Source organism: Arthrobacter terrae (assembly GCF_015708085.1).
Lineage (GTDB): Bacteria > Actinomycetota > Actinomycetes > Actinomycetales > Micrococcaceae > Arthrobacter_M > Arthrobacter_M terrae.
Genome location: NZ_JADNYM010000014.1, coordinates 73,270 through 94,955 on the forward strand (window position 1 = coordinate 73,270; position 21,686 = coordinate 94,955).

The window sequence follows — 21,686 nt, forward strand, 5'->3', positions numbered from 1 at the left end:
ACCGTGGATACCTCTAACACCGTTCCGCTCGTGGTCGGACGGGAACAAATCATCAGCAACATCCTGACAACGCTGCGTGAACAACACGGACCCGGGGTCCTGGTCACCGGGGAACCGGGACTGGGTAAAACGCTGATCAGGCACCAGATGGTTCGGGAAATAGGCGCCGGTGTGCAGATCCTGTATGTCAATGCCAGTGCTACGCTGCGTGCAGTTCCCTTTGGTGCGCTGGCCCCATATCTGGGCGGACTGGCCGCAGGTGCCTCCGCTGCAGCCGTCTACCGCAGCGTCCTCTCCTCCTTGAAAGATCCAGTGGAAACCGCCGGACTGCGGACGGGGATTATCCCTTTGTGTGTCGTAGAAGACGCACAGGACCTCGACAACTCCACAGCTGAACTGCTCGCGCAGCTGGCCGCGTCCGGTCGAATCAAACTGGTGGTTTTCTCCCGCAACGTGCCTGGCCCTCCCCAGGAACTTTTGTGGTTGTGGCGGGATGGACTACTCCAGCGCTACGACTTGGGCCCATTGAGCGCACCCCAGGTCCATGAACTGTGCACACTCATTTTGGGACCGGTTGTCACCGCCGCCGTCAGCACCACGGTGGCGCACGCCTCGGGTGGGAACCCGATGTTCATCCTGGCTCTGCTCTCCCAGAGCAGGCGTTTGGGTCATTTGATCCACCGAAACGGCGTCTGGCTGCTCAAGGGCGAACCGCCTGCTCCGGGGATGCAGCTGGCGGATCTGGTACAGGACCAACTCCGTCGGCGTACGCCGCAAGAGCGTGCCGCACTGGAAACAGTGTCCCTGGCAGCGCCGCTGCGCCTGGAGGTACTAATTGCCTTGGCGGATGAAACCGCCGTCAATTCGCTTCAGGTCGATGGGCTTCTCACCGTAGGACCCGGGCCAGACACTATGGTCGGGCTCAGCCAACCCCTCTACGGAGAGGTCCTGCGCCGGGGCGTACCGCTGGGACGCCAGGAACTGATCCACCGGGAGAAACTCAACCTCACCGGTCACGACTGGCACTCGGTCGATCAACTGCTGCGCAACGTGTCCTGGGCACTGGACTGCGGGTCAGAAGTCGACGATCGGCTCCTCCTCAAGGCCGCCTCGATCGCCAATCGGTATTACGACCCGGTCTACGCCCTCCGGGCGGCTGCCGCAGTCAGCGGCCCTGCTTTCCGGGAACGCGCCGTCGTGGAACAGGCCCGCGCGCTGATGATCCAGGGTAATACCCGCTTCGCCCTCGACCTGGCCAACGAGCTACTCACCGGCACCGCGTCCCTGGCCGTAGCGGGGCAGGCAGCCCGACTGGCCGTAGCACTGCGGCTGCGCACTGGTACGTCTCCAGAAGGACTGAACCCGGTGGCCGACAGGTGGGCTGCAGCGGTGGATCGGATCACCACTACCCGATCTTCCGCGCTCGGACGGCGCTGGGAGGCAAATGCACGTTTGGGTATCCGCCTGCTGCGCCTGTTCATTGTGCACTTGGACGGTCGGTACCAGGCCACCCGTGCCGAGCTGGAGACCATTGCAGCCCACCCGGACGCCGGCAGCGAAACACGGATCGTGGCTTTAGCGCTGCTCGGCGATGCCCGCGGTGCCACCGGCACGCCCGCCGCCGGGGCCCAAGCCACGCGGGCTGCGTTGAAAATGCTTGCCGTTGGCGGCAGCAGGTTTTTAAAGTACCAGGAGTTCGTCCTGGTCAGGCATAGCATGTGCCTGGTCCGTGCAGGAGAATGGGATGAGCTCGCTGACTTGCAGCGGCAGTATTTAGACACCATGCCGCGGGGCCTGATCTACTTCGGTGGGACATTTAATCTCATCGCCGGATTCATTAAGCTGCGCCAGGGCGCTGCCCGCAGCGCGTTACGGGAACTGGTCCCGGCTGTGGAGGCCCTGAAAATCTCCGATACGGCCCAGCTTCTGCCCATGGCCCTGGGCCTGGTCGCATGGGCGTGCGCGCTCTCAGGTGAGAGGGATGCCGCCCGTGGATACGTCGAAGACTTTGAGGCCACCGCGTCGCGCGGGTCCCGGCGGACAACAATGCTCGGGCGGATCCATGCCACTGCCGCCGGCACTGCGGAGAACGGAACCCCGGCGAGCGTGGCCGAACTGCATAAGGTTGCAGACGAAGCACATTCCGCCGGCATGCTGGCGCTGGGCGCCGCTGCCTGGGAACTGGCATTTCATCTCGGCGACAATACCTGCCTGCCTCAACTGGCAGCCCTCACCGCTGGTTTCGACGGGGCCGAAGGCCGGACCCTGCATATTGTGGCCGCGGCAGCGGCTGCCGGTGATCCGGCGGCCCTGCTCGAGGCGTCGGATCTGGCCGAATCAAGAGGCTATGGGCTCCTGGCCGGTGCCTGCCTCAGCCAGGCAGTGTCCCTGCTGGAAAACAGCAACGAAACGCAGAAAGCGGCACCCCTGCGCCGGCGCCTGGCGGCGCTGGATGCGGTGCTCGACGGTGCCCGGACCGTGCTCCTGACGCCGCCGGATTCCCCCAGCCCGCTGACACGTCGTGAACGTGACATTGTGGAACTTGCCGGCCAAGGCTACTCGAACCGGGACATTGCCGACCGTCTGCATGTCTCCGTACGCACCGTGGAGGGCCATCTATACCGGATTTTTGCCAAACTGGGAATAAACAGGCGCGAAGACCTCAATCACGAATTTCAACACCGCATAGAAGCTCCAGACCGCCAGCCGACGTCGGTGTCCCGGGCTGAGTCACTGACGGCGCCGCGGTAGGGAATCCCTGCTCCCCCAGCTAGGCCGCAGCGCGGGCCTGTTGTTCGGGGCCGAAGCTCTTGGCGATGCCCACGGCAGTGGCCATAACGTCTTCCAGGGACGTCTGAATGTAGGACAGTGCCCTGTCGTTTTCAGCCTCTGCCGGGCTGCCCTCCGGAAGTGCGGAATAAAACGAACCAAGCCGGACGGCCTTATAATTCAGCACCGCCACCAGGTCCAAAAATTCCTTCAACATGTCATTCTGTTGCCGGGTCAGCACGGGCAATGGTTCCTCCACCGGCGAGATTAGTTCGCAGTCAGTTGACTGACGCATCGAGGACTTCCGTCCTGCCCGTGGGATACTGCGGTTACGATGCGTCATGTAACGTAACTATACGGCCTGCTGCCTCCCCCGTCAACGCCTGCCAAACCACGCCGGAGGTTCAGGGCCGGGGTGGTCATAGCCGGGCCGGATTTAGCTCAGTTGGCGCTGGAACTGCGGCGGTCCGATGTCCCGGATGCCTTTGGTGAACCCGCTGCTGCATAGTCCGGTTGCAAGGGAACGGCCGGGCTGAGTAATGGTGGTGCGGGTGTGGTTGCCTGTGGTAATTTCAGCCGCAACAGTGGCCGGGGCGTTGAATTCCCCAAAGGTCCCGCAGCGCAGGTGCAGCTGCAGTGCTTCGGTTCCTGTCAGTATCCGGTGGGCGTCCACCACAGCCTGGCCGAGAAGCATGCCGGGAAGGTGGTCGGAAAAGTGGTCGAACAAGAACGGGTCCTGCCAGTTCCAGACCAAGGCCGCTTCCAGGGAACTCCCATTGTTCCTGACCCCGTCCAGGACCGTACCCACGGCCCCGGTGTTGACCGGTTCCACCGGCGGGGCATTGCGGCGGATGGCCTTGTAGAGCGCGGGGGAAAGACAGGACAAATCCCCGTAGCCGGTACCCAGAAGCACCCCGTCGGAGGTGAGGCTGCCCCACAGCTGCAGGTCGCTGAGCAGTCCCTTGCGCATTTTGGCCTGGTGGGCGTGAACCTCCAGCACAGCCTCCAGCATGGGATGACCGGGCAGTAACGCCGGATCGTGGTTCCAGCTGAAACTGATTTCGTGCAACAGAAACGACGAGCCCAGGGGGACGCCACCGTCCAGGTGGGCGAACGCGAGGGCCGTTTGGCGCATCAACTCGGTTCCAAGGATGGTGGCGATGCCCGAGGACGACTGAGAGGAGGTGGAATGGTCGCGCGGTAGACTAACGCCGAAGAACCAGTGGCCAGGCTCTTCCCGGACGGCGGAAGTCAGCAGTACTGCTGCCGACGAATCCTTATGGACCAGCGTACGGTCGATGAGTTCCTGCAACAAAAAGTGTCGCTCCTTCAGGTGTTTGATAGTCAAGGGCGGATAACGCACTCGCCACGGTATGGGAAATGAAGCTCTCGTCCAGTGCCGCCAGCCCAGGCATCACAACACGCAGCACGACCGGTCCGGTGAGAAGATCACAGATCCATTCCACGTCGGGGCAGGGGGGAATTTCGCCCCTGCGGGCTGCCCTGTCGATGATGATGCCCACGGCTGCCCGGCGGGGCCCCAGGAACTGCTCCACAAAGACCGAGCGAAGTTCGGAATCGCCGTGCAGGCAATCCAGAAACCCGGCCAGACTCCGTGCGATCAGGGGATCCCCGAACAGCCCTGCCTGCTCATGCTGGATTGCTTCAAGATCCAAGCGCAGATTCCCGAAGTCGAAGTCGACGTCGAGGGTGATTTCGAACCGCTGCGCCAGTAGCGCAAAAATCAGCGCCGGGACCCCGCTAAAGCGCCGATAGAAGGCCGGACGGCTCGTGCCGGCTCTCGCCGCCACCGCCTCCACCGACACGGCACTGAAACCATGCTCCAGAACCAGCTCCTCAGCGGCTAGGATCAGGGCAGCTTCCAGCCCGGCTTTGCGTGGACGTCCGACCGGCTGCATCATAGTGTTACACAGTGTATCGGTAATCGGCGGTGACATTCCCGCCGATGCCGCCGATGCCGCCGACGGCAGGGGCACACACATTTTAATGGTCTACGGATGCGGTTCGGCTGGCACACGGACCGCCGGGCATGCACTCAAAAGCGGTCTTGACCCGGTACTGGGCGGGCGCGATCGCGGAAAAACGGCGGCAGAAGCAACGTCTTTGGGAGTGCCTTGGCGCAGTGCACAGCTGACCGACCCCGCCGGAGTGGATATTCTCCTGAAGGGGGTCGATATTCTGATCAACACTGCCGGGCCATTTACCGGCACTGCAGGGCCGCTCATGCGTGCCTGCCTGAGGAATCGCTGCCACTATCTCGATCTCTCTAATGAGATTGCCGTTTTCCGCGACGCCTGGATTCTGGCCAGCGCCGCGCGGGAGGCAGGCATCAGCATTATTCCGGGTGCCGGCGCCGGCACCGCCGCTGCCGAAGCCCTGGCAGCCCACGTACTTACCAAGATCCTGACCCCGGACTCCCTGGTCATTGTGCGCTCCTCCGGTACCGGTGTCCGGACGCTGGGTGTCCGGAAAACGACCATGGATCTGCTCTCCGCGGGAGGCATCCGGTACCGGAACGGAGAGGAAGAAAAGTTCAATAAGATCTCGGCGTTTGATCTGCCCGAGGGACGGCGGACAGCAGTACCGGTGGCCAGCGGCGACCTGTTCGCCACCGCACATTCAACCGGTGTCCCGCACGTCAGCGCGTACTTCACCACCGGGATGCACCGTTTAGCCGCGAAAGCCGCTGTTCCCGTAATGCGCCGCCTCATCAACACAGGACTCGTCCGCGCTTCGGCACCTCACCAGCCGGCCGCCGCGCCGCTGCAACCCGGCAAGGAACCTGCGGTCGTATCCACGCAGATCTGGGTGCAGGCAACAGACCATTCCGGAGCGAAGGTCACTAGTTATCTGCAGGCAGGACGGGGCGCCGATCTGAGTGCAGTGACTGCTGTGGAAGCCGCCCGCCGGATCCGGCCGGGTACCAACCCTGGTGTTTTTACTGCCGGTGAAATTTTGGGACCCGGATACGTCCCCGGGCTGCCCGGCGTCCACATCACCGACCTCTGAAACCGAAAGACCCACGCAATCTTGGCCGGCATCAGCTTTTCGTGTGGGTCAACCCGCAGGAAGCCGGGAGCAACACAGGCAGCCCGAATACCCTACGAAAACATAGCGTAATTAGAGTGATCCTCATCACAAACGCCGTTTTTTGCTTGGAAAGTTAGGGTTGGCTCACCTAAAGTCGAGTGAGGAAACCGGGCAATCCGCCCTTCGGTCCGCACAACTTCCCCGGTTCATAACGGAAAGGCCCTCCCCACGTGAAGCTACCCTTTAAGCTTGCCTCCAAGTCCGCGACGGGCATCGCAGCACTCACCGTTGCCGTGCTTGCGCTCTCTGCCTGCGGGGCCGGCGGCTCCACCGGCTCCGGCTCCGGGAGTGCAGGGGACGCAGACGGCATCACGGTCTACAACGCTCAGCACGAATCGCTGACCAAATCCTGGGCGGACGCCTTTACGAAGGAAACCGGCATCAAGGTCACCCTGCGCAGCGGCGACGATTCCGAGCTCGCCGCCCAACTGGTCCAGGAGGGCAAGAACTCCCCGGCGGATGTCTTCCTCACCGAAAATTCCCCGGCCATGACGCAGGTGGAGAACGCCGGCCTGTTCGCTGACATCGACAAGGACACCGTGGCGCAGGTACCGGAGCAGTTCCGGCCCTCCACCAACAAGTGGACGGGAATTGCCGCCCGCAGCACGGTCTTCGCCTACAACAAGACCAAGCTCTCCACCGATCAGCTGCCCAAGTCCATCATGGATCTGGCCGCTCCCGCATGGAAGGACCGTTGGGCCGCGTCTCCCTCGGGAGCTGACTTCCAGGCCATTGTCTCTGCGATGCTGGAGCTCAAGGGTGAGGATGCCACGCTCAGCTGGCTCAAATCCATGAAGGAAAACGCCAAGGCCTACAAGGGCAACAGCACCGCGATGAAGGCCGTCAACGCAGGCGAGGTGGATGGCGCCATCATCTACCATTACTACTACTTCGGCGATCAGGCCAAGACCGGGGAGAACAGCAATAACGTCGCGCTGGAATACTTCAAGAACCAGGATCCAGGCGCCTTTATCAGCATTTCCGGCGGCGGTGTTTTGGCCTCCAGCAAGCACCAGGCACAGGCCCAGCAGTTCCTGAAGTTTGTCACCGGCAAGGCGGGGCAGACCATCCTGCAGACGGGCGGTTCCTTTGAATACCCGGTCGCCAGCGACGTCCCCGCTAATGACAAGCTCACGCCGCTCGCGGACCTCGAAGCGCCCAAGATTGATCCCGCGAAGCTGAACTCCCAGAAGGTCAGCGAGCTCATGACCAGCGCAGGGCTACTCTAGAACCTGTGGCAAGAACGACGGCGGCACGGTCGGCACGCGGTCCCGCCGGCATAGCATCGGGTCCGGTACCCGCACCGGCGGGGGGCAGGAGCAATCGCTCCGGTCCCCCGCCGGTCGTCGTGCTGATCTGTGTCCTGATCGCTGCATTTGCACTGCTGCCGCTGGGCTACGTCGCCGTGATGACCGTCGGCGCCGGTTGGGAGACCATTTCCACCTTGGTTTTCCGGCCCCGGGTAGCCGAGCTGCTGATGAACACCGTGGCCCTGGTGGTCATTACCGTGCCCCTGTGCGTGGTGCTGGGGGTGGGCGGGGCGTGGCTGGTGGAGCGCACGTCCCTGCGCGGGCACAAGGCGTGGTCGCTGCTGCTCGCCGCGCCCCTGGCCATTCCTGCCTTCGTTAATAGCTATGCCTGGGTCAGTGCCATCCCGTCGCTGAGCGGGATCTTTGGCGGCGTGCTGATCTCCACGCTCTCCTATTTCCCGCTGGTCTATATTCCAGTCGCCGCGACGCTAAGCCGGATGGACCCGGCTCTGGAGCAGTCAGGATCCTCCCTGGGGCTGGGATCCTGGCGGGTGTTCGCCCGCGTGGTGCTGCCCCAGCTAAGACTGGCCATCGCCGGCGGTGCACTGCTGGTGGCGCTGCATCTGCTGGCTGAATATGGCGCCTTCGCCATGATCCGGTTCGACACGTTCACCACGGCCATTTATGAGCAGTACCAATCCACCTTCAACGGAGCAGCCGCCAATATGCTCGCCAGCGTGCTGGTCGTTTTCTGCCTCCTGCTGCTGCTCGCTGAATCCCGTACCCGCGGCAATGCCCGCTACGCCCGGATCGGCTCCGGCGCACAGGCCTCACCCGCCCGGCTCACGCTGGGCCTGCACGCTATCCCCGCGCAGCTGGCACTGGCGGCGCTGACCGCGCTGGCTTTCGGCGTTCCGCTTTATCACGTGGGCCGCTGGCTGATCGCCGGTGGCGCCACCATCTGGGCCCGGCCGGAGCTGGTGTCCTCGCTGCTGCAGACGCTCGGCTATGGGCTCGCCGGCGCGCTGGTCACCACCGCGCTCGCTTTCCCATTGGCATATCTTGCCGTCCGGCACCCGGGCTGGCTCAGTAAAACCCTTGAAGCAGTGAACTACATCAGCAGCTCGATGCCGGGGATCGTCGTCGCCCTGGCATTTGTCACCATCACCGTGCACGGACTGCCGGCCATCTATCAAACCTCCACCGTCCTGGTGGCTGCGTATGTGCTGCTGTTCATGCCGCGCTCCCTGGTCAATCTGCGCGCCGGGCTGGCACAGGCGCCACGTGAGCTCGATGAAGCCGCGCGCGCTTTAGGTAAAGCGCCGTTTACCGCCTTTCTGCGGGTGACGCTGCGGCTGAGTGCGCCGGCCGCGGCGGGTGGAGCGGCCCTGGTATTCCTGGGCATCGTCAATGAATTGACCGCTACGCTGCTGCTTTCCCCGAACGGCACCGCGACTCTGGCCACGGAGTTCTGGAAGCTGAGCAGCGAGATCGATTACGCAGGTGCCGCCCCCTACGCGCTCCTGATGATCCTGCTTTCGGCCCCCATGACGTACCTTCTTTTCTCGCAATCCAAGAAAGCAGCCGGACAGTGACCGAATCGCGTCAGACCCAGCAGCGGCCGCGCCACCCGCACACAGCCCGGGCCCGGCGGTCCTCTCCCCCCGTTGCCGCCACGACGGATAATCACCTGCTGATTGAGGGAGCGCGCAAGAGCTTTGGCGGCACCGAAGTCCTGAAGGGAGTTGACCTTGCCGTCGCCAAAGGACGGACGACGGCGATAGTCGGGCCTTCCGGATCGGGTAAGACGACGCTACTGCGCCTGATCGCAGGCTTTGAGGCACCCGATGCGGGCACCATTTCGCTCGATGGCCAGCCGGTGGCGGGGCCGTCGGACTGGGTCCCGGCGCACCGGCGCAAGGTGGGCTACGTGGCCCAGGACGGCGCGCTGTTCCCGCACCTGACGGTGGGGCAGAACGTCGCGTTTGGTCTGGCCGGCCGCGGCGGAAAGGCGGCTGCGGGCCGCGTGGCCGAGCTGCTGGAAATGGTATCCATGGACCCTTCCTACGCCAAGCGCCGCCCGCACCAGCTTTCCGGCGGCCAGCAGCAGCGCGTCGCCCTGGCCCGCGCCCTGGCCCGGGAGCCGGCGCTGATGCTGCTGGACGAGCCGTTTTCCGCCCTCGATGCCGGCCTGCGGGTTGCTACCCGCCGTGCCGTGGCCGCGACGCTATCGGAGGCCGGGGTCACCACCATCCTGGTCACCCATGACCAGGCTGAAGCGCTCTCCTTTGCGGACCAGGTTGCCGTCATGCGGGATGGAAAGCTCGCACAGATCGGCAATCCCTTTGTTGTCTATACCCGCCCTGCCGACCGCGCCACGGCCGAGTTCCTCGGCGACGCCGTCATCCTTGAGGCGTGGATGGAGGGCTCATTGGCCACCTGCTCACTGGGCGGGATTCCCGTTCGCCGCCCACCGGTCCAAGGACGGGTCCTACTGATGCTGCGGCCCGAACAGATCCGCATAGCCGAGGACGGGCCCATCCACGGAACAGTGGTGGATACAGACTATTTCGGTCCCGAAACCACCGTCCGGCTGCAGCTTGAACCACTGGCGCTGTCCAAGGATCCACACCAGCCCAAGGGTGGGGAAATCATCAGCATCCGGCACTGGAATGCCATGCTTGCGCGTCCCGGCGTCCGGCTGAGCCTGCGCGTGGTGGGCGAGGGTGTGGCGTTCCCCTTCGCGTAACGCGCTGCACCGGCGGCGTCCAGTGACACCAGGGTAGGGCCCCGCGGGATTTACTTCGGCATCCGCTTTTGCGGGTATGGTGTTTCCCCCGCCGCCAGCGCCCGGACAAAGCCGGCAATTTTGGCTTCCCGGGCAGCGGCATTCTTCGCTGCTCCCACTCGATAAATGAGTGCATAACGGTTAGTTGAAGTAAGCACATCGAACATGGCCTGCGCCTGCCGATCGGCAGCGACCGCTGCTGCCAGGTCGTCCGGAACCACGGCCGTCCGCTGCCCCGCATAGGCCCTTTCCCAGCGCCCGTCCGCCTGCGCCGCCGACACTGCGGCTTCCCCGGCCGGCTGCATCAGCCCCGCTTCCCGGAGCCTGGCAACATTGTCGACATTGTTCTTGGACCATGCGCTTCCCGACCGCCGCGGCGTGAATCGAGTCAGGTAGCTGCCCTCGTCCCGGCGTCCGATCACGCCGTCGATCCAGCCGAAGCACAGCGCTCCATCCAGCCCAGCCGAGTACGTCAGGGCCGTTACAGAACCGCCCTTCTTGTGCAGCACCAACCGTACCCCGGGACTGCTCCCATGGTTCTCCGCCAGCCAGCCGCGCCACGTATGCTCGTCCGGGACCAGTAACTCAGCAAGTTCCGCACCCATAATTCACACCGTACCCATCGCCGTCGTCCTTTGCACCCCTAATACCACCCCATGCCAGCGGCGAACATGGGCACTGCCTGCGGCGTCGACGGCAGCGGATGGGGTAGAACAGAAGCATGAGCGTACGCACCCCTGATCCCTACCCAGGCTGGCTTTCCGAGGATGACCTCTTCGAAGCCCGCAACCGGCTCCCGATGGTTTATGTGGAAGCGGTGCCGGTCCGGCTCGATCCGCTGGGCTACGTAAACGAGGTGGGTCTGCTGCTGCAGGCGGACGACGACGGCGCCATGGTCCGGACGCTGGTGTCCGGACGCGTGCTCTACCGGGAAACCGTCCGGGCGGCCCTGCTGCGGCATCTGGAAAAGGATCTGGGCAACTTCGCCCTGCCGCAGCTGCCGATCAGCCCGGTCCCCTGCACCGTGGCCGAATACTTCCCCTCCCCGTCCCAGACCGGCTTCACCGACGAACGCCAGCACGCTGTGGCCCTGGTCTATGTGATCCCGGTGACCGGCGAATGCAGCCCCCGGCAGGACGCCTTGGAACTGAGCTGGATGACCCCGCAGGAAGCACTCAGCCCCATGGTGCAAAACGAATTCGCCGGCGGCCGCGGAGACATCCTGCGGCAGGCACTGGCCTTTGCCGGGATCGCCGGCTAAAGCTCCCGCTGGGCATAAATCGTCATCACGTCGCGGACAAAGGTAGCCCCGTCGGTCCCGCCATACTGGGCGGCGAAGCGCGGGTCAGCCGGATACATCCGCGCCAGCGCGGAAAAATACTCCGCGGTGACGGGCGTACTTCTGGCCTGTGTGCCGTGCTGCAGCCAGTCGAAGTGTCGCCGGGCGATGGCCTGGGCCTCCTCGCTGCCGGCCTCGGCACCAGCGGCTTTGGCACGCCCGTAATCGGCCGCGATATCCTCGTGCTGCCGCTGGTACCCCCGCTGCTGCGCAGGCGTCTTGGAGCGCCACCATTTGTCACCGGCGGCGTACTCGTCCTTGCCCCAGCGCTGTTCAACCTCCTCCCGATGCTCGGTGTGGTCGAATCCGTTGAACATTTCCTCTGCCATCAGTTGTTCACCTTTTTCCAGCTTGGCTAACGTTGCCCGCACCGAGGCAATCTGCACCCCGAGCCGTTCCTGTTCGTCCTGCAGCCAGCGAAGGTGGACCTGCAGCGCCCTCTCCGGCTCCAGCTCATGGTTGAGCACCCCGGCAATGTCGTTCAGGCCAATGCCCAGCCCGCGCAGCAGCAATATCCGCTGCAGGCGCAGCAGGGCGCTTTGGTCGTAAAACCGGTAACCGTTGGAACCGGTCCGACTCGGGGCCAGCAGTCCGACGTCGTCGTAGTGCCGTAGCGTCCGGCTGGTGGTTCCGGTCATCCTGGCGATGTCCTGAATCGGCCAATCCATAGCATTCCCTCCGCGGCAGCGGCTCTTTGCGCCACCGGAAAATACTGTACAGATTGACGCAACGTCAATGTCAAGGGACGGCCGCAGCCGGGTCAGCGTTCGCGGCTGACGGCTCCCTCGGAGACCGGTGCCGAGGCCACCTCGAGCCAGAATTCGCCGTCCTCCTCCACCAGCCGCGGCTGGTACACCACAGTGGCCCTTTTGTGGTTCAAATAGGCGATGCAGCCGCGCGCGGTGGCCAGTTTTTCCAGAATGATTTCACAGCCCGGCACGGTCAGATCGGAGAGCGTGAGTCCTACCGTGTTTGGCTGGCCAATCTCATCCCCTAAGGCAACGCCTTCCCGCCCGGCGATCAGCTCCTCTGCACAGGCCCAGCGACCCCACATTCCCTTACTGACCAGCGGCGACGGGATCTGGTTCACCGGTGCGGCCGCCGCGAAATACCGGGTGTTAAACCGGCGGTGGGCGAAATCCGGGCTGAGCCAGTTAACCAGCGGCTTGAGCAGGTCGGTGCGCAGTGCCAGACCGCGCTTGGCCAGCATTTCCCCGAAGGTTTTGTCCTGGTTGGCTACGGCTTCCCTGGTAGCCATCCACTCATTGCCCTGGTTTCCTTCTATCAGCGAGGATGCGTCTTCGCCGGCAAGCAGGATCCCGGTTTCTTCAAAGGTCTCACGGATAGCGGCCACCACGTGGCGTCTTGCCAGCAGCTCCTCGCTCATCCCCATGCTCTTGGCCCACGCGGCCGGCGAGGGGCCAATCCAGTCCATACTGTCGTCGTCGTGCACCTCAACGCTGCCGCCCGGGAAGGAGACTATGCCAAGGGGTGAGACGCCGCGGCGGTAGCCGAGAAACGTCTGTGGACCGGCGGGTCCGTCCTTGAGCAGGACCACTGACGAGGCGTACCGCGGCTTGCTGGGGGTCCGTTCGCCGAACTCCACCCAAGTCCGCGCAGCCTCCAACTGATCGGGCAGCAGCCGGAACGTGCGGACCGCTGCGGGCTTACTGGAACTGAGCAATCAACTCAACCTCGACAGGCGAGTCCAGCGGCAATGCTGCCACGCCCACCGCGGAGCGGGCGTGTATGCCTGCATCGCCAAACACCTGGCCCAGCAGCTCGGAGGCACCATTGACAACGCCTGGCTGACCGGTGAAGGACGGGTCGGAAGAGACAAATCCGACCACTTTCACAATTCTGGTAATACGATCCAGGTCCCCGATGACGCTCTTGACGGCGGCGAGAGCGTTAACGGCACAAACGGCTGCCAGCGCCTTCGCATCCTCGGCTGATACTCCTGCGGACCCGACCTTGCCTTTAACTGTGAGTTTGCCGTCAATAAACGGCAACTGCCCGGACGTGTAGACATGATCGCCGGACACGACCGCTGGCACATAGGCGGCAACCGGCGCGGCCACGGCGGGCAGGGTCAGTCCCAGCTCCTGCAGACGAGCCTCAACGGCCGAGGGCGCCGGGGCGTCCTCGGTGTGCTGGCGCGGGTTTTGGTTCCCGACGCTGTCATTTTGCTGCACCGTCACGGCTACTGCTTCTCCCGCTTCAGGTAGGCAACCAGACCGTTGCCGTCCGGCCCGGTAATGACCTGCACAAGCTCCCAGCCGTCCTCACCCCACTGGTCCAGGATCTGCTTCGTGGCATGGATGATGAGCGGAATTGTGGCGTACTCCCATTTGGTCATGAGCTAAAGCGTAGCCCTTACCGGTAAACTGGGAAAATGGCAGCACTGAAAAACCCTCTTTTTGACACGGCGACTACCCTGGGAAAGATCCTGGGGTTCCTTGCTGTCAGCGCCATCTGCGGCGTCCTGGTCGCAGGGCTGATGGTCCCGGCCGTGGCGGTAACGGGCACCACGGCAAGTAATTCCATCAGTTTTTTCGATGATCTGCCCGGCGAGCTGAAAATTGATGCTCCGGCGCAGTCCACCGAGGTGCTGGCCAATGATGGCTCCGTGCTCGCTACGTTCTACGATCAAAACCGTCAGCAAGTGGGGCTGGACGCCATGTCGCCGTTCATCAAGGACGGGATTGTCGCCATCGAGGACTCCCGTTTTTACGAGCATGGCGGTATTGACAGTACCGGCATACTGCGGGCGCTGGTTGCCACCGCCCAAGGCGGCCGGCAGGGAGCATCGACGCTGACCCAGCAATACGTCAATAACGTCATCATCCAGGCTCAGGAAGCCAACGGAGATACGGCTTCGATAAAATTCGGTGACCAGAAGACCGTGGGCGACAAGGTCCGTGAGATGAAGCTGGCCATTGCGCTGGAGAAGAAGTATTCCAAGGATGACATCCTCCGCGGCTACCTCAACATCGTCTATTTCGCCAATGGTGCCTATGGCATTGAGGCCGCCGCGAACCTTTATTTCGGCGTCTCCGCCAAGGACCTGACGCTTCCCCAGGCTGCGCTGCTGGCCGGCGTTGTCAACTGGCCCGAACATTACGATCCGATCAACGAACCGGCCAATGCCCTGAGCCGGCGCAACACCGTGCTGGACAAGCTGCTCCAGTCCGGAAAAATCAGCCAGGCCGATCATGATGCCGCCATTGCCACCCCCGTCGCACTGAACGTGCAGCCGAACAAACAGGGCTGTACTTCAGCGGCATCGGCCCCGTATTTTTGTGCGTACATCCGCCAGGTCATCCTGAACAGCAACGCCTACGGAAGCACTCCCGAGGACCGGCAGAAGTTTCTGGACCGCGGCGGCCTGACCATCAAGACCACCTTGGACCCGCGGCTGCAGACAGCTGCGCAGAACCAGGTCAATGACACCCAACCGGCGGATGACCCGAATCAGAAGGGTACGTCGCTGGTGACTGTGGAGCCCGGCACCGGCAAGATCCTGGCGATGGCGCAGAACACCACATACTCCAATGTGGACGCGCTGGGCAATACGAACCTGAACTTCAACGTGGATCAGGGCGACGGCGGCGGCTCCGGCTTCCAGCCCGGCTCAACCATGAAAGTGGTCACCTTTGCGCAGTGGCTCAATGAAGGCCACTCCATGAACGAGGTGGTCGACGCCAGTAAGCGGCTCTACCCGGGCAACTTCCCATGGAAGGCGACTTGCCTGCCGGACAAGCACTATTTCGGTGCCTACGACCCCGCTGAACCTGGCAGCTTCCTGCTTCCCAACGATGAACCGGGCGACTACCAGCAGATGACGGTGCTGAAGGGAATTACCCGATCCATCAATACCGCCACCTTTGCTTCCGCCGCCAAACTGGATCTGTGCGGCCTGAACAAGGTTGGCGAGGACATGGGCCTGCATGACGCTACCGACGGCACGCCACTTGACTGGACCAGCCAGATCTCGAGCCTGATCGGCGGTGGCAAGAACGTTTCCCCGCTGACCATGGCCAATGGCTTCGCGACCTTCGCCAGCGGCGGGATCTTCTGCAACCCGATCGGCATCGTGTCCATCACGGATCACCAGAACAAGGACTATCCCGTTCCCGGGGCGGACTGCAAGCAGACCATCAAGCCCGACGTTGCCGCGGGCGTTAACTATGCCCTGCAGAACGTCGTCAAGGAGGGGTCCGGCTACGGTCTGGGCCTACCCGGTACGCCCGTGGGTGCTAAGACAGGTACCACCGACGGCTCGGAGCAGACCTGGTTCATCGGTTACACACCCAAGCTGGCTACGGCGTCCTGGTGGGGTTACTGGAAAGAAGGCGCCACCCGCTATGCCTTGGACTACACCTATAAGGGCAAGTTCTACCCACAGGTCGACGGTGCCTACATTGCCGGTCCGCAGTGGCAGAGCTACATGAAGCAGGCCGTTACGTTCTATCCGGGTGGAACCTTTAACGACCCGCCGGCGAGCATGTTGGCTGCTCCGTCGGCGCCGCGGCGGCAGGCTCCGAATCCGGCTCCTGCTCCGGTACCGGCTCCGACTCCGGCGCCGGCACCGGACCCAGCCCAGAAATCGGCACCGGCACCGGATCCAGCTCCAAAATCGGCTCCGGACAATGCGGCATCCCCGGAATCAGCACCTGCCACCGCGCCGGCGAAACCGTAGCGGCATGGCCCACTCATCGACCAGCCGATCGCGTGCCTGGCTGGCGGGTCTGGCCGGGGGTGCCGCGGCGGCTGCCGGCTGCTTCTCCTACGGCGTCTTTGTGGAGCGGAACTGGTTTGTGCTGCGCCGGGAAACCGTGCCGTGTCTGCCCGCTGGTGCCGCGCCCCTGACTGTGCTGCACCTTTCGGATATTCACCTCACGCCGGGACAGGGGAAAAAAATCCGCTGGCTGCGCTCCCTGGCGCAGTTACAGCCGGATCTGGTGGTCAATACCGGCGATAATCTCAGCCACGTCGACGCCATCACGCCACTGCTTCAGGCCCTTAGTCCGCTCATGGAATTCCCCGGCGTCTTCGTCCCGGGGTCCAACGACTACTTCGCCCCAATGCCGAAGAATCCGCTGCGCTATCTTGCCGGCCCATCGAAACTTCCCGACGGCGCACGCGCCGTGCGTGAACCCGTGAGGCTGGACACCGCTGCGCTGCACGCCGGTTTCGGGAAGGGCGGCTGGATCAACCTGACCAACCGCAGCCAGTCCATCGCGATGCGCGGACTACGGCTCGATTTCACCGGGGTGGACGATCCCCATCTGAATCGGGAACGCTATGCCGGCTGGCCCGCAGGCGCGGTAGGACAGGAGACTCACCGCCATGTGAAGATCGCGGTCGCACACGCACCGTATCAGCGCGTGCTGGACAGGTTCACCGCCGATGGAGCGGACCTGATCCTGGCCGGACACACGCACGGCGGCCAGGTATGTGTCCCCGGCTACGGCGCCCTGGTTACCAATTGTGATCTTCCGACCTGGCGGGCCAAGGGCCTTAATGACTGGAAACACAGCGGGCGCACCTCTGCCGTCAATGTCTCCGGCGGCATCGGCACCTCCCCCGCCGCTCCCTTCCGCTTCGCCTGCCGCCCCGAAGCCGTCCTGCTGACGCTCACCGCCGGCCCCTGACGCCGTCGCCCCTCCCTGCCCGCCTAACCCCGCCCAACTAGGTCGCAGTTGAGGCACGCAAATGCCCCTTATACGTGCCGTACGTGCGACCCAGTTGGGAGAGGACGCGAGGGCGTTTCGCGATGCGGGCGCATATCCGCTATTCTAGAGAGGTTGCTTTTCCTAACCTTGAAAAAGTTTGGGTGGGCCACAAACCGGGGTGTGGCGCAGCTTGGTAGCGCGCGTCGTTCGGGACGACGAGGCCGCAGGTTCAAATCCTGTCACCCCGACCAAAATAAATATGAGAGATGGCGTCGAGAGATCGGCGTCATTTTTGTTGCCCGCAGCTGGACGCTGGACAAAGACTGTTCCGGACCGGGTTATCGGCAGGAACTTGAGAGCAGCAAAGAGAGGGCCCGGCCCCGGATTTCCGGAAACGGACCCTCCCCAGCTACATAGCGGCAAAGGCCGGCCGAAGCGTTTTTTACGCCAGTGGCACGACCTTACCTGGCTCTGACAGCATCCGGCCAGTTACCGACGAACCCCGTCGGAGCGACAGCATCCGGCCAGTTACCGACGAACCCCAGCGGATGGACAGCATCCGGCCAGTTACCGACGAACCCCAGCGGATGGACAGCATCCGGCCAGTTACCGACGAACCCCAGCGGATGGACTGCTGATGCAGCCGGTGCAGATTGGATAACCGCTGCGTTGGCTGTGGCCGGCAGGGCGCACGCGGACACTGCCACAACGGCGGCAATAGTTAAGGACTTTGCAAACCTTTTCATCAATTCAGCCTTTGGATCGGTGGAGAAGGAGTGATTTCCAATTGTTGACAACAATTGTAAACTGAGTGTAAACCAACTGTCACAATAGTTAAAGTGCCAGCGGCAACCTGCGGTGCGGACAGAGCGACGCGGCATGAGGAGGAACCAATGGGAAACAGTTTTGGGGACCGGCTTCGGGCGGAACGATTGTCCCGAAGTCTCACTCAGGCTGAGCTCGGGGGCGACCTCTACTCAGCGAGCTATGTGTCGTTGCTGGAAAATGCCCGGCGTGAACCGACGGCAGAAGTTATCGTTCAACTCGCCAAGCAGCTTCAGCTGGCTCCGCATGCCGTCCAGGAGTGGACCACTCCCGTTTCTGCGGAAGAAACTGAGTACCTCCTGGCGGTTCTCTACGCCCGGCAGTCGTGGGATATGCGCGACTATGCCAGAGCGGCCACACATGCCGCCAAAGCAGCATCGATGGCACAGGAGAACAAAGATACGGTCTCCTGGTGGAATATGGCTCACCTGCATGCCAGTGCGCTGTTGAAGAATGCGGAATTCGAGCAGTGCCAAGAGGTCACCAGTGCGATTCTGAAGCACCCCCTTTCCGAGGAGACACCGGGGTTGGAAGTCCGCGCCCGGCAGCTGATGGCGTCGGCCTGCCTGGGCTTGGGAAAGTTGCCTGAGGCCGTGGAACATGCCTCCGTTGCCGTGGCGCGTGGTGCTTCCCTTCCACAGGAGTCCACGGCATATATCGCTGCCATTCGGACCTTGATCGCCGCACTCGCCGAAAGCGGGCGGCTGGATGACGCGTGGGTACATTGCCAAACACTCTCCGACCTCGATGATGGTTCCATGCTGCCGCAGCTGGCAGGGGAAGTATGCTGGGTGATCGGCAATGTCGCCTTCATGCGTAATGACGTAGAACAGGGCCTGGCCTATCATGCAAAGGCCTCCCTGCTGCTCTCCCCAGCCAGTGACCTTGCGCTGTGGGCCCGTTTCAACAAAGCCACGGCGTCAGTGCGGTTGTCCGCAGGCGTCGTGGAACCGGCCACGCTGGAGGCAATCGAAAAGGCGGAGCTTGCGCAGTCCGTGGTGGGTGCAAACCTCGCCGACGAGCTCGAAGTGGCCCTGATCCGTGCCCGCTGGCTGTACCTCACCGGCGCACTCGATCCCGCACTCGAACTTCTCGGTGACATCTACCGACAGCGGGAGAGCCTGGCCAAGCACACCGCCGGGGAGGTGGCGCTGCTGTTGGGCAAGACGCACAAGGCGATGGGCCAGTTCCCGGAAGCGCTCCAGCTCCTGACGGAGGCAAAAGAGCAGTTTGCCCATGCCGGGGCCGGAGACCGGGTCGCGCTGGCGCTGGACAATATACTGGAAATGCGGGCTGCCGGACGGGTCAGCTAACTGGACACACGGGTTATCGGACGCTCAGTTACCGACACTCAGTTACAGACACAGGCACAGACAGGCACAGACAGGAGACGGTGATGGGACGAAAAAAGAAGTGGAAGGACATGTCCACCGGGAGGCGTCGGGCAACTGTGATCGCGACCGGCGTGCAGCTTGCGCTGCAGGGCGCGGCGCTGGCGGACTTAAAGAAACGCACGCCAGCTCAGGTCAATGGACCCAAAGCCATCTGGGTGGCCGCCTCGTTCATCAATTTCGCCGGCCCCATTCTGTACTTTCTTTCCGGGCGCAGGAAATAGCGGCAGGACCGGACGCGCCCCGTTAGGCGAAGGTGCGCCCGGTCAGCTTTTCAAAGGCCTCGACATAGCGCGCACGGGTACGTTCAACGACGTCCGCGGGCAGTGCAGGCGGTGGCGCGTCCGCGGTTCGGTCCCAGCCCGACGCCGAAGCGCTCAGCCAATCCCGCACATATTGTTTGTCAAAGCTCGGCTGCGCTTTCCCCGGCAGCCACTGCTCCGCGTCCCAAAACCGGGAAGAATCAGGGGTGAGCACCTCATCTCCGAGCGTAATGGAGCCCGTGGCCGGATCCACGCCGAATTCCACTTTGGTGTCTGCCAAAATGATGCCGCGGCCGCGCGCTATTTCCTCCGCCCGGGAGTAGATTTCCAACGTCAGTGACTGCAGCTGCGCAGCGTTCTCTGCCCCAACAGACTCGGCCACGGCTGCGAACGCAATGTTCTCATCGTGTTCGCCCACCTCCGCCTTCGCGGACGGCGTGAAAATGGGGCGGTCCAACCGGGAGCCGTCAAGCAGGCCTGCGGGCAGTGGCAGACTACACACCGTCTGCGTTTGCCGGTATTCGAGCAGCCCGGATCCAGTCAGATAACCACGGGCAATGCATTCGATCGGAAACATTGCCAGTTTCCTGCAGATCATCGCCCGGCCTGCCACCGCTACCGGCACCCCGTCGGCAACGGTGCTGCCCAGCACGTGATGGGGGACCTGGAGCTGTTCAAACCACCACAGGCTCAGCTGGGTCAGAATCCGCCCCTTATCGGGTATCTCGGTCAGCAGAATGTGGTCGTAGGCGCTTATCCTGTCGCTGGCGACTACCAGCACCACATCTGATCCGGCCGCTGCGCTGGTCTTCGCCGGCTCGTACAGATCACGTACCTTGCCGGAGTAAATGTGCTTCCAGCCGGCAAGCTGCGGGGCGCTCATGCGCGATCCGCCCGCTCATAAACACCATCCGGAGCCACGGATATTTCGCCTCGTGCCGCCTTTGCGGCAATATCCCTGCGGTACTGTGATCCGTCCAGCTTGATCAGTCCGATACCCTCATAAGCCCGCTCACGCGCCTCCTCCAGATCTGTTCCCAAGCCGACCACGGCGAGGACCCGGCCGCCGGCGCTGATGATCTTGCCGTCGTCGTCGTGCGCGGTTCCAGCGTGCAGCACGTGCACCGACCCCAGGGCGCTGACCTTATTCAGCCCGCGGATCCTTTCTCCCGTTCGCGGCGCGTCCGGATAATTTTCGGCCGCCAGAACGACGGCGACGGCGGCGTCAGGAGACCAGCGCAGGGCGTCGATGTCGTCCAACTGCCCCTTGGCTGCTGCCATCAGCAGACCACCCAGCGGCGTCCGCAGACGTGCAAGGACCACCTGCGTCTCCGGGTCCCCGAAGCGAGCGTTGAATTCAATGACGCGCATTCCGCGGCTGGTCAGCGCCAGTCCGCAGTACAACACGCCGGCAAAAGGAGTGCCCCGCCGGGCCATTTCGTCGATCGTGGGCTGGGCAACACGCGAGATGACCTCGGCCACCAAGCCTGCGGGTGCCCAGTCCAGCGGCGAATAGGCGCCCATGCCACCGGTGTTGGGTCCTTCATCTCCTTCGAAAATACGCTTGAAATCCTGCGCCGGAGCCAACGGAACTACCGTGCGGCCGTCCGAGAGCACAAAAAGCGATACCTCCGGGCCATCCAAGTACTCCTCGATGACCACGTCACCGCCGACGTCAAAGCAGCTCTGTGCGTGCGCCAAGGCCTCCGTCCGGTCCGTGGTGACGACAACACCCTTACCCGCCGCCAATCCATCGTCCTTGACTACGTACGGGGCGCCGAACGCATCAAGAGCATCTGCGGCCTGCTCTGCGTCGCTGGCCACGCGGGCCATCGCAGTGGGAACTCCTGCCTCGGCCATGATCGCCTTGGCGAAGGCCTTCGAAGCCTCCAGCCGCGCCGCTTCCTGGCTGGGGCCGAAGACGGGGATCCGGGCTGCACGAACGGCGTCCGCCACGCCGGCGGCCAGCGGCGCCTCCGGGCCGATGACGACCAGATCCACCGCCAGGCGCAGGGCCAATGCGGTCACGGCGCCCGGGTCGTTGGCGTCAATGGCGTAGGTGGGAACCAGCTTGCCGATGCCGGCATTGCCAGGTGCGGCGTGGACCTCGGATACATTCGGGTCGCTGAGCAGAGAACGGACAATGGCATGTTCGCGGCCGCCAGGGCCAATCACGAGAACCTTCACGCTTCAAGGGTACTTTGCCGCCCGGGTCACAGCAGTCAACGCAGTCGCAGCAGCTGCACGCAAAACGCGATTTGGGTGCACGTGC

General features: G+C 63.4%; 21 protein-coding genes and 1 tRNA gene. 11 read left to right on the plus strand and 11 right to left on the minus strand.

Annotated elements, in window-relative coordinates; genetic code table 11:
- Nucleotides 1-3 precede the first annotated feature (3 nt).
- Nucleotides 4-2,751 (plus strand): helix-turn-helix transcriptional regulator, encoded by a 2,748-nt coding sequence (locus IV500_RS22155; protein WP_196397069.1) that lies wholly within the window; start codon nt 4-6, stop codon nt 2,749-2,751.
- A gap of 19 nt (nt 2,752-2,770) precedes the next feature.
- On the opposite strand, the gene IV500_RS12125 is transcribed toward IV500_RS22155, so the two are convergent.
- The 3 genes from IV500_RS12125 to IV500_RS12135 form a co-directional block, all read right to left on the minus strand.
- A complete protein-coding gene (locus IV500_RS12125) occupies nt 2,771-3,112 on the minus strand; it encodes a hypothetical protein (RefSeq protein ID WP_196397070.1) in 342 nt (113 codons plus the stop codon).
- Nucleotides 3,113-3,205: 93 nt separating this feature from the next.
- The gene (locus tag IV500_RS12130; RefSeq protein WP_196397071.1) at nt 3,206-4,084 is read right to left on the minus strand and encodes an AfsA-related hotdog domain-containing protein; all 879 of its coding nucleotides are present in this window, start codon (nt 4,082-4,084) and stop codon (nt 3,206-3,208) included.
- A complete protein-coding gene (locus IV500_RS12135; protein ID WP_196397072.1) occupies nt 4,047-4,691 on the minus strand; it encodes a TetR/AcrR family transcriptional regulator in 645 nt (214 codons plus the stop codon). Before IV500_RS12135 ends, IV500_RS12130 begins: the two co-directional genes overlap by 38 nt.
- Nucleotide 4,692: 1 nt before the next feature.
- Between IV500_RS12135 and IV500_RS12140 the strand changes: the two genes are divergently transcribed.
- The 4 genes from IV500_RS12140 (at nt 4,693) to IV500_RS12155 (ending at nt 9,879) form a co-directional block, all read left to right on the plus strand.
- Nucleotides 4,693-5,799 carry a saccharopine dehydrogenase NADP-binding domain-containing protein gene (locus IV500_RS12140; protein ID WP_196397073.1) on the plus strand — a complete coding sequence of 369 codons (1,107 nt, stop codon included), beginning with the start codon at nt 4,693-4,695 and terminating at the stop codon, nt 5,797-5,799.
- 251 nt (nt 5,800-6,050) lie between these two features.
- Complete coding sequence (locus tag IV500_RS12145; protein WP_196397074.1) at nt 6,051-7,109, plus strand: iron ABC transporter substrate-binding protein; 1,059 nt, start codon at nt 6,051-6,053, stop codon at nt 7,107-7,109.
- 119 nt (nt 7,110-7,228) lie between these two features.
- Nucleotides 7,229-8,725 carry an ABC transporter permease gene (locus IV500_RS12150; RefSeq protein WP_312875913.1) on the plus strand — a complete coding sequence of 499 codons (1,497 nt, stop codon included), beginning with the start codon at nt 7,229-7,231 and terminating at the stop codon, nt 8,723-8,725.
- A gap of 95 nt (nt 8,726-8,820) precedes the next feature.
- Nucleotides 8,821-9,879: an ABC transporter ATP-binding protein gene (locus IV500_RS12155; protein ID WP_230854888.1), complete on the plus strand. Its 1,059-nt coding sequence runs from the start codon at nt 8,821-8,823 to the stop codon at nt 9,877-9,879.
- 50 nt (nt 9,880-9,929) lie between these two features.
- Here IV500_RS12155 and IV500_RS12160 read toward each other — a convergent pair whose 3' ends face one another.
- On the minus strand, nt 9,930-10,523 hold the full coding sequence (locus IV500_RS12160; protein WP_196397076.1) for a YdeI/OmpD-associated family protein: 594 nt from the start codon (nt 10,521-10,523) through the stop codon (nt 9,930-9,932).
- Nucleotides 10,524-10,639: 116 nt separating this feature from the next.
- Between IV500_RS12160 and IV500_RS12165 the strand changes: the two genes are divergently transcribed.
- On the plus strand, nt 10,640-11,179 hold the full coding sequence (locus IV500_RS12165) for an NUDIX hydrolase family protein (RefSeq protein WP_196397077.1): 540 nt from the start codon (nt 10,640-10,642) through the stop codon (nt 11,177-11,179).
- Here the strand turns inward: IV500_RS12165 and IV500_RS12170 are convergent.
- The 4 genes from IV500_RS12170 to sp36 all read right to left on the minus strand — a co-directional run bounded on the left by IV500_RS12170 (nt 11,176) and on the right by sp36 (nt 13,616).
- On the minus strand, nt 11,176-11,925 hold the full coding sequence (locus IV500_RS12170; protein ID WP_196397078.1) for a MerR family transcriptional regulator: 750 nt from the start codon (nt 11,923-11,925) through the stop codon (nt 11,176-11,178). The two genes, IV500_RS12165 and IV500_RS12170, sit on opposite strands and share 4 nt — an antisense overlap.
- 92 nt (nt 11,926-12,017) lie before the next feature.
- Complete coding sequence (locus tag IV500_RS12175) at nt 12,018-12,941, minus strand: NUDIX hydrolase (protein WP_230854876.1); 924 nt, start codon at nt 12,939-12,941, stop codon at nt 12,018-12,020.
- Complete coding sequence (locus IV500_RS12180; protein WP_230854889.1) at nt 12,925-13,368, minus strand: RidA family protein; 444 nt, start codon at nt 13,366-13,368, stop codon at nt 12,925-12,927. The genes IV500_RS12175 and IV500_RS12180 overlap by 17 nt, the downstream gene beginning before the upstream one ends.
- A 92-nt stretch (nt 13,369-13,460) precedes the next feature.
- Nucleotides 13,461-13,616 carry a Sp36 family protein gene (sp36, locus tag IV500_RS12185; protein ID WP_099093395.1) on the minus strand — a complete coding sequence of 52 codons (156 nt, stop codon included), beginning with the start codon at nt 13,614-13,616 and terminating at the stop codon, nt 13,461-13,463.
- Between the two features lie 36 nt (nt 13,617-13,652).
- Between sp36 and IV500_RS12190 the strand changes: the two genes are divergently transcribed.
- The 3 genes from IV500_RS12190 (at nt 13,653) to IV500_RS12200 (ending at nt 17,186) form a co-directional block, all read left to right on the plus strand.
- Nucleotides 13,653-15,959 carry a transglycosylase domain-containing protein gene (locus IV500_RS12190; RefSeq protein ID WP_196397079.1) on the plus strand — a complete coding sequence of 769 codons (2,307 nt, stop codon included), beginning with the start codon at nt 13,653-13,655 and terminating at the stop codon, nt 15,957-15,959.
- A 4-nt stretch (nt 15,960-15,963) separates the two neighbouring features.
- On the plus strand, nt 15,964-16,914 hold the full coding sequence (locus IV500_RS12195) for a metallophosphoesterase (protein ID WP_196397080.1): 951 nt from the start codon (nt 15,964-15,966) through the stop codon (nt 16,912-16,914).
- 195 nt (nt 16,915-17,109) lie between these two features.
- Nucleotides 17,110-17,186: transfer RNA gene (locus tag IV500_RS12200), tRNA-Pro, on the plus strand.
- A 210-nt stretch (nt 17,187-17,396) separates the two neighbouring features.
- Here the strand turns inward: IV500_RS12200 and IV500_RS12205 are convergent.
- A complete protein-coding gene (locus IV500_RS12205) occupies nt 17,397-17,681 on the minus strand; it encodes a hypothetical protein (protein ID WP_196397081.1) in 285 nt (94 codons plus the stop codon).
- Between the two features lie 147 nt (nt 17,682-17,828).
- Here IV500_RS12205 and IV500_RS12210 point away from each other — a divergent pair, with 147 nt between their 5' ends.
- Nucleotides 17,829-19,073, plus strand: coding sequence for a helix-turn-helix domain-containing protein (locus tag IV500_RS12210; protein ID WP_196397082.1), 1,245 nt, complete (start codon nt 17,829-17,831; stop codon nt 19,071-19,073).
- An 83-nt stretch (nt 19,074-19,156) separates the two neighbouring features.
- Nucleotides 19,157-19,375, plus strand: coding sequence for a PLDc N-terminal domain-containing protein (locus IV500_RS12215; RefSeq protein ID WP_196397083.1), 219 nt, complete (start codon nt 19,157-19,159; stop codon nt 19,373-19,375).
- Nucleotides 19,376-19,397: 22 nt separating this feature from the next.
- On the opposite strand, the gene IV500_RS12220 is transcribed toward IV500_RS12215, so the two are convergent.
- A complete protein-coding gene (locus IV500_RS12220; protein WP_196397084.1) occupies nt 19,398-20,297 on the minus strand; it encodes a phosphoribosylaminoimidazolesuccinocarboxamide synthase in 900 nt (299 codons plus the stop codon).
- Entirely contained in the window at nt 20,294-21,601 is a 1,308-nt protein-coding gene (gene purD / locus IV500_RS12225) for a phosphoribosylamine--glycine ligase (RefSeq protein ID WP_196397085.1), read from the minus strand. Before purD ends, IV500_RS12220 begins: the two co-directional genes overlap by 4 nt.
- Between the last annotated feature and the right edge of the window lie 85 nt (nt 21,602-21,686).

Bases quoted from the DNA above. Each gene is read 5' to 3' on its own strand.
- IV500_RS12160 (WP_196397076.1), bottom strand. From the start codon at position 10,523: ATGGGTGCGGAACTTGCTGAGTTACTGGTCCCGGACGAGCATACGTGG.
- IV500_RS12205 (WP_196397081.1), bottom strand. From the start codon at position 17,681: ATGAAAAGGTTTGCAAAGTCCTTAACTATTGCCGCCGTTGTGGCAGTG.
- sp36 (WP_099093395.1), bottom strand. From the start codon at position 13,616: ATGACCAAATGGGAGTACGCCACAATTCCGCTCATCATCCATGCCACG.
- IV500_RS12195 (WP_196397080.1), top strand. From the start codon at position 15,964: ATGGCCCACTCATCGACCAGCCGATCGCGTGCCTGGCTGGCGGGTCTG.
- IV500_RS12215 (WP_196397083.1), top strand. From the start codon at position 19,157: ATGGGACGAAAAAAGAAGTGGAAGGACATGTCCACCGGGAGGCGTCGG.
- IV500_RS12210 (WP_196397082.1), top strand. From the start codon at position 17,829: ATGGGAAACAGTTTTGGGGACCGGCTTCGGGCGGAACGATTGTCCCGA.
- IV500_RS12125 (WP_196397070.1), bottom strand. From the start codon at position 3,112: ATGACGCATCGTAACCGCAGTATCCCACGGGCAGGACGGAAGTCCTCG.
- IV500_RS12135 (WP_196397072.1), bottom strand. From the start codon at position 4,691: ATGATGCAGCCGGTCGGACGTCCACGCAAAGCCGGGCTGGAAGCTGCC.
- IV500_RS12170 (WP_196397078.1), bottom strand. From the start codon at position 11,925: ATGGATTGGCCGATTCAGGACATCGCCAGGATGACCGGAACCACCAGC.
- IV500_RS12190 (WP_196397079.1), top strand. From the start codon at position 13,653: ATGGCAGCACTGAAAAACCCTCTTTTTGACACGGCGACTACCCTGGGA.
- IV500_RS12165 (WP_196397077.1), top strand. From the start codon at position 10,640: ATGAGCGTACGCACCCCTGATCCCTACCCAGGCTGGCTTTCCGAGGAT.
- IV500_RS12220 (WP_196397084.1), bottom strand. From the start codon at position 20,297: ATGAGCGCCCCGCAGCTTGCCGGCTGGAAGCACATTTACTCCGGCAAG.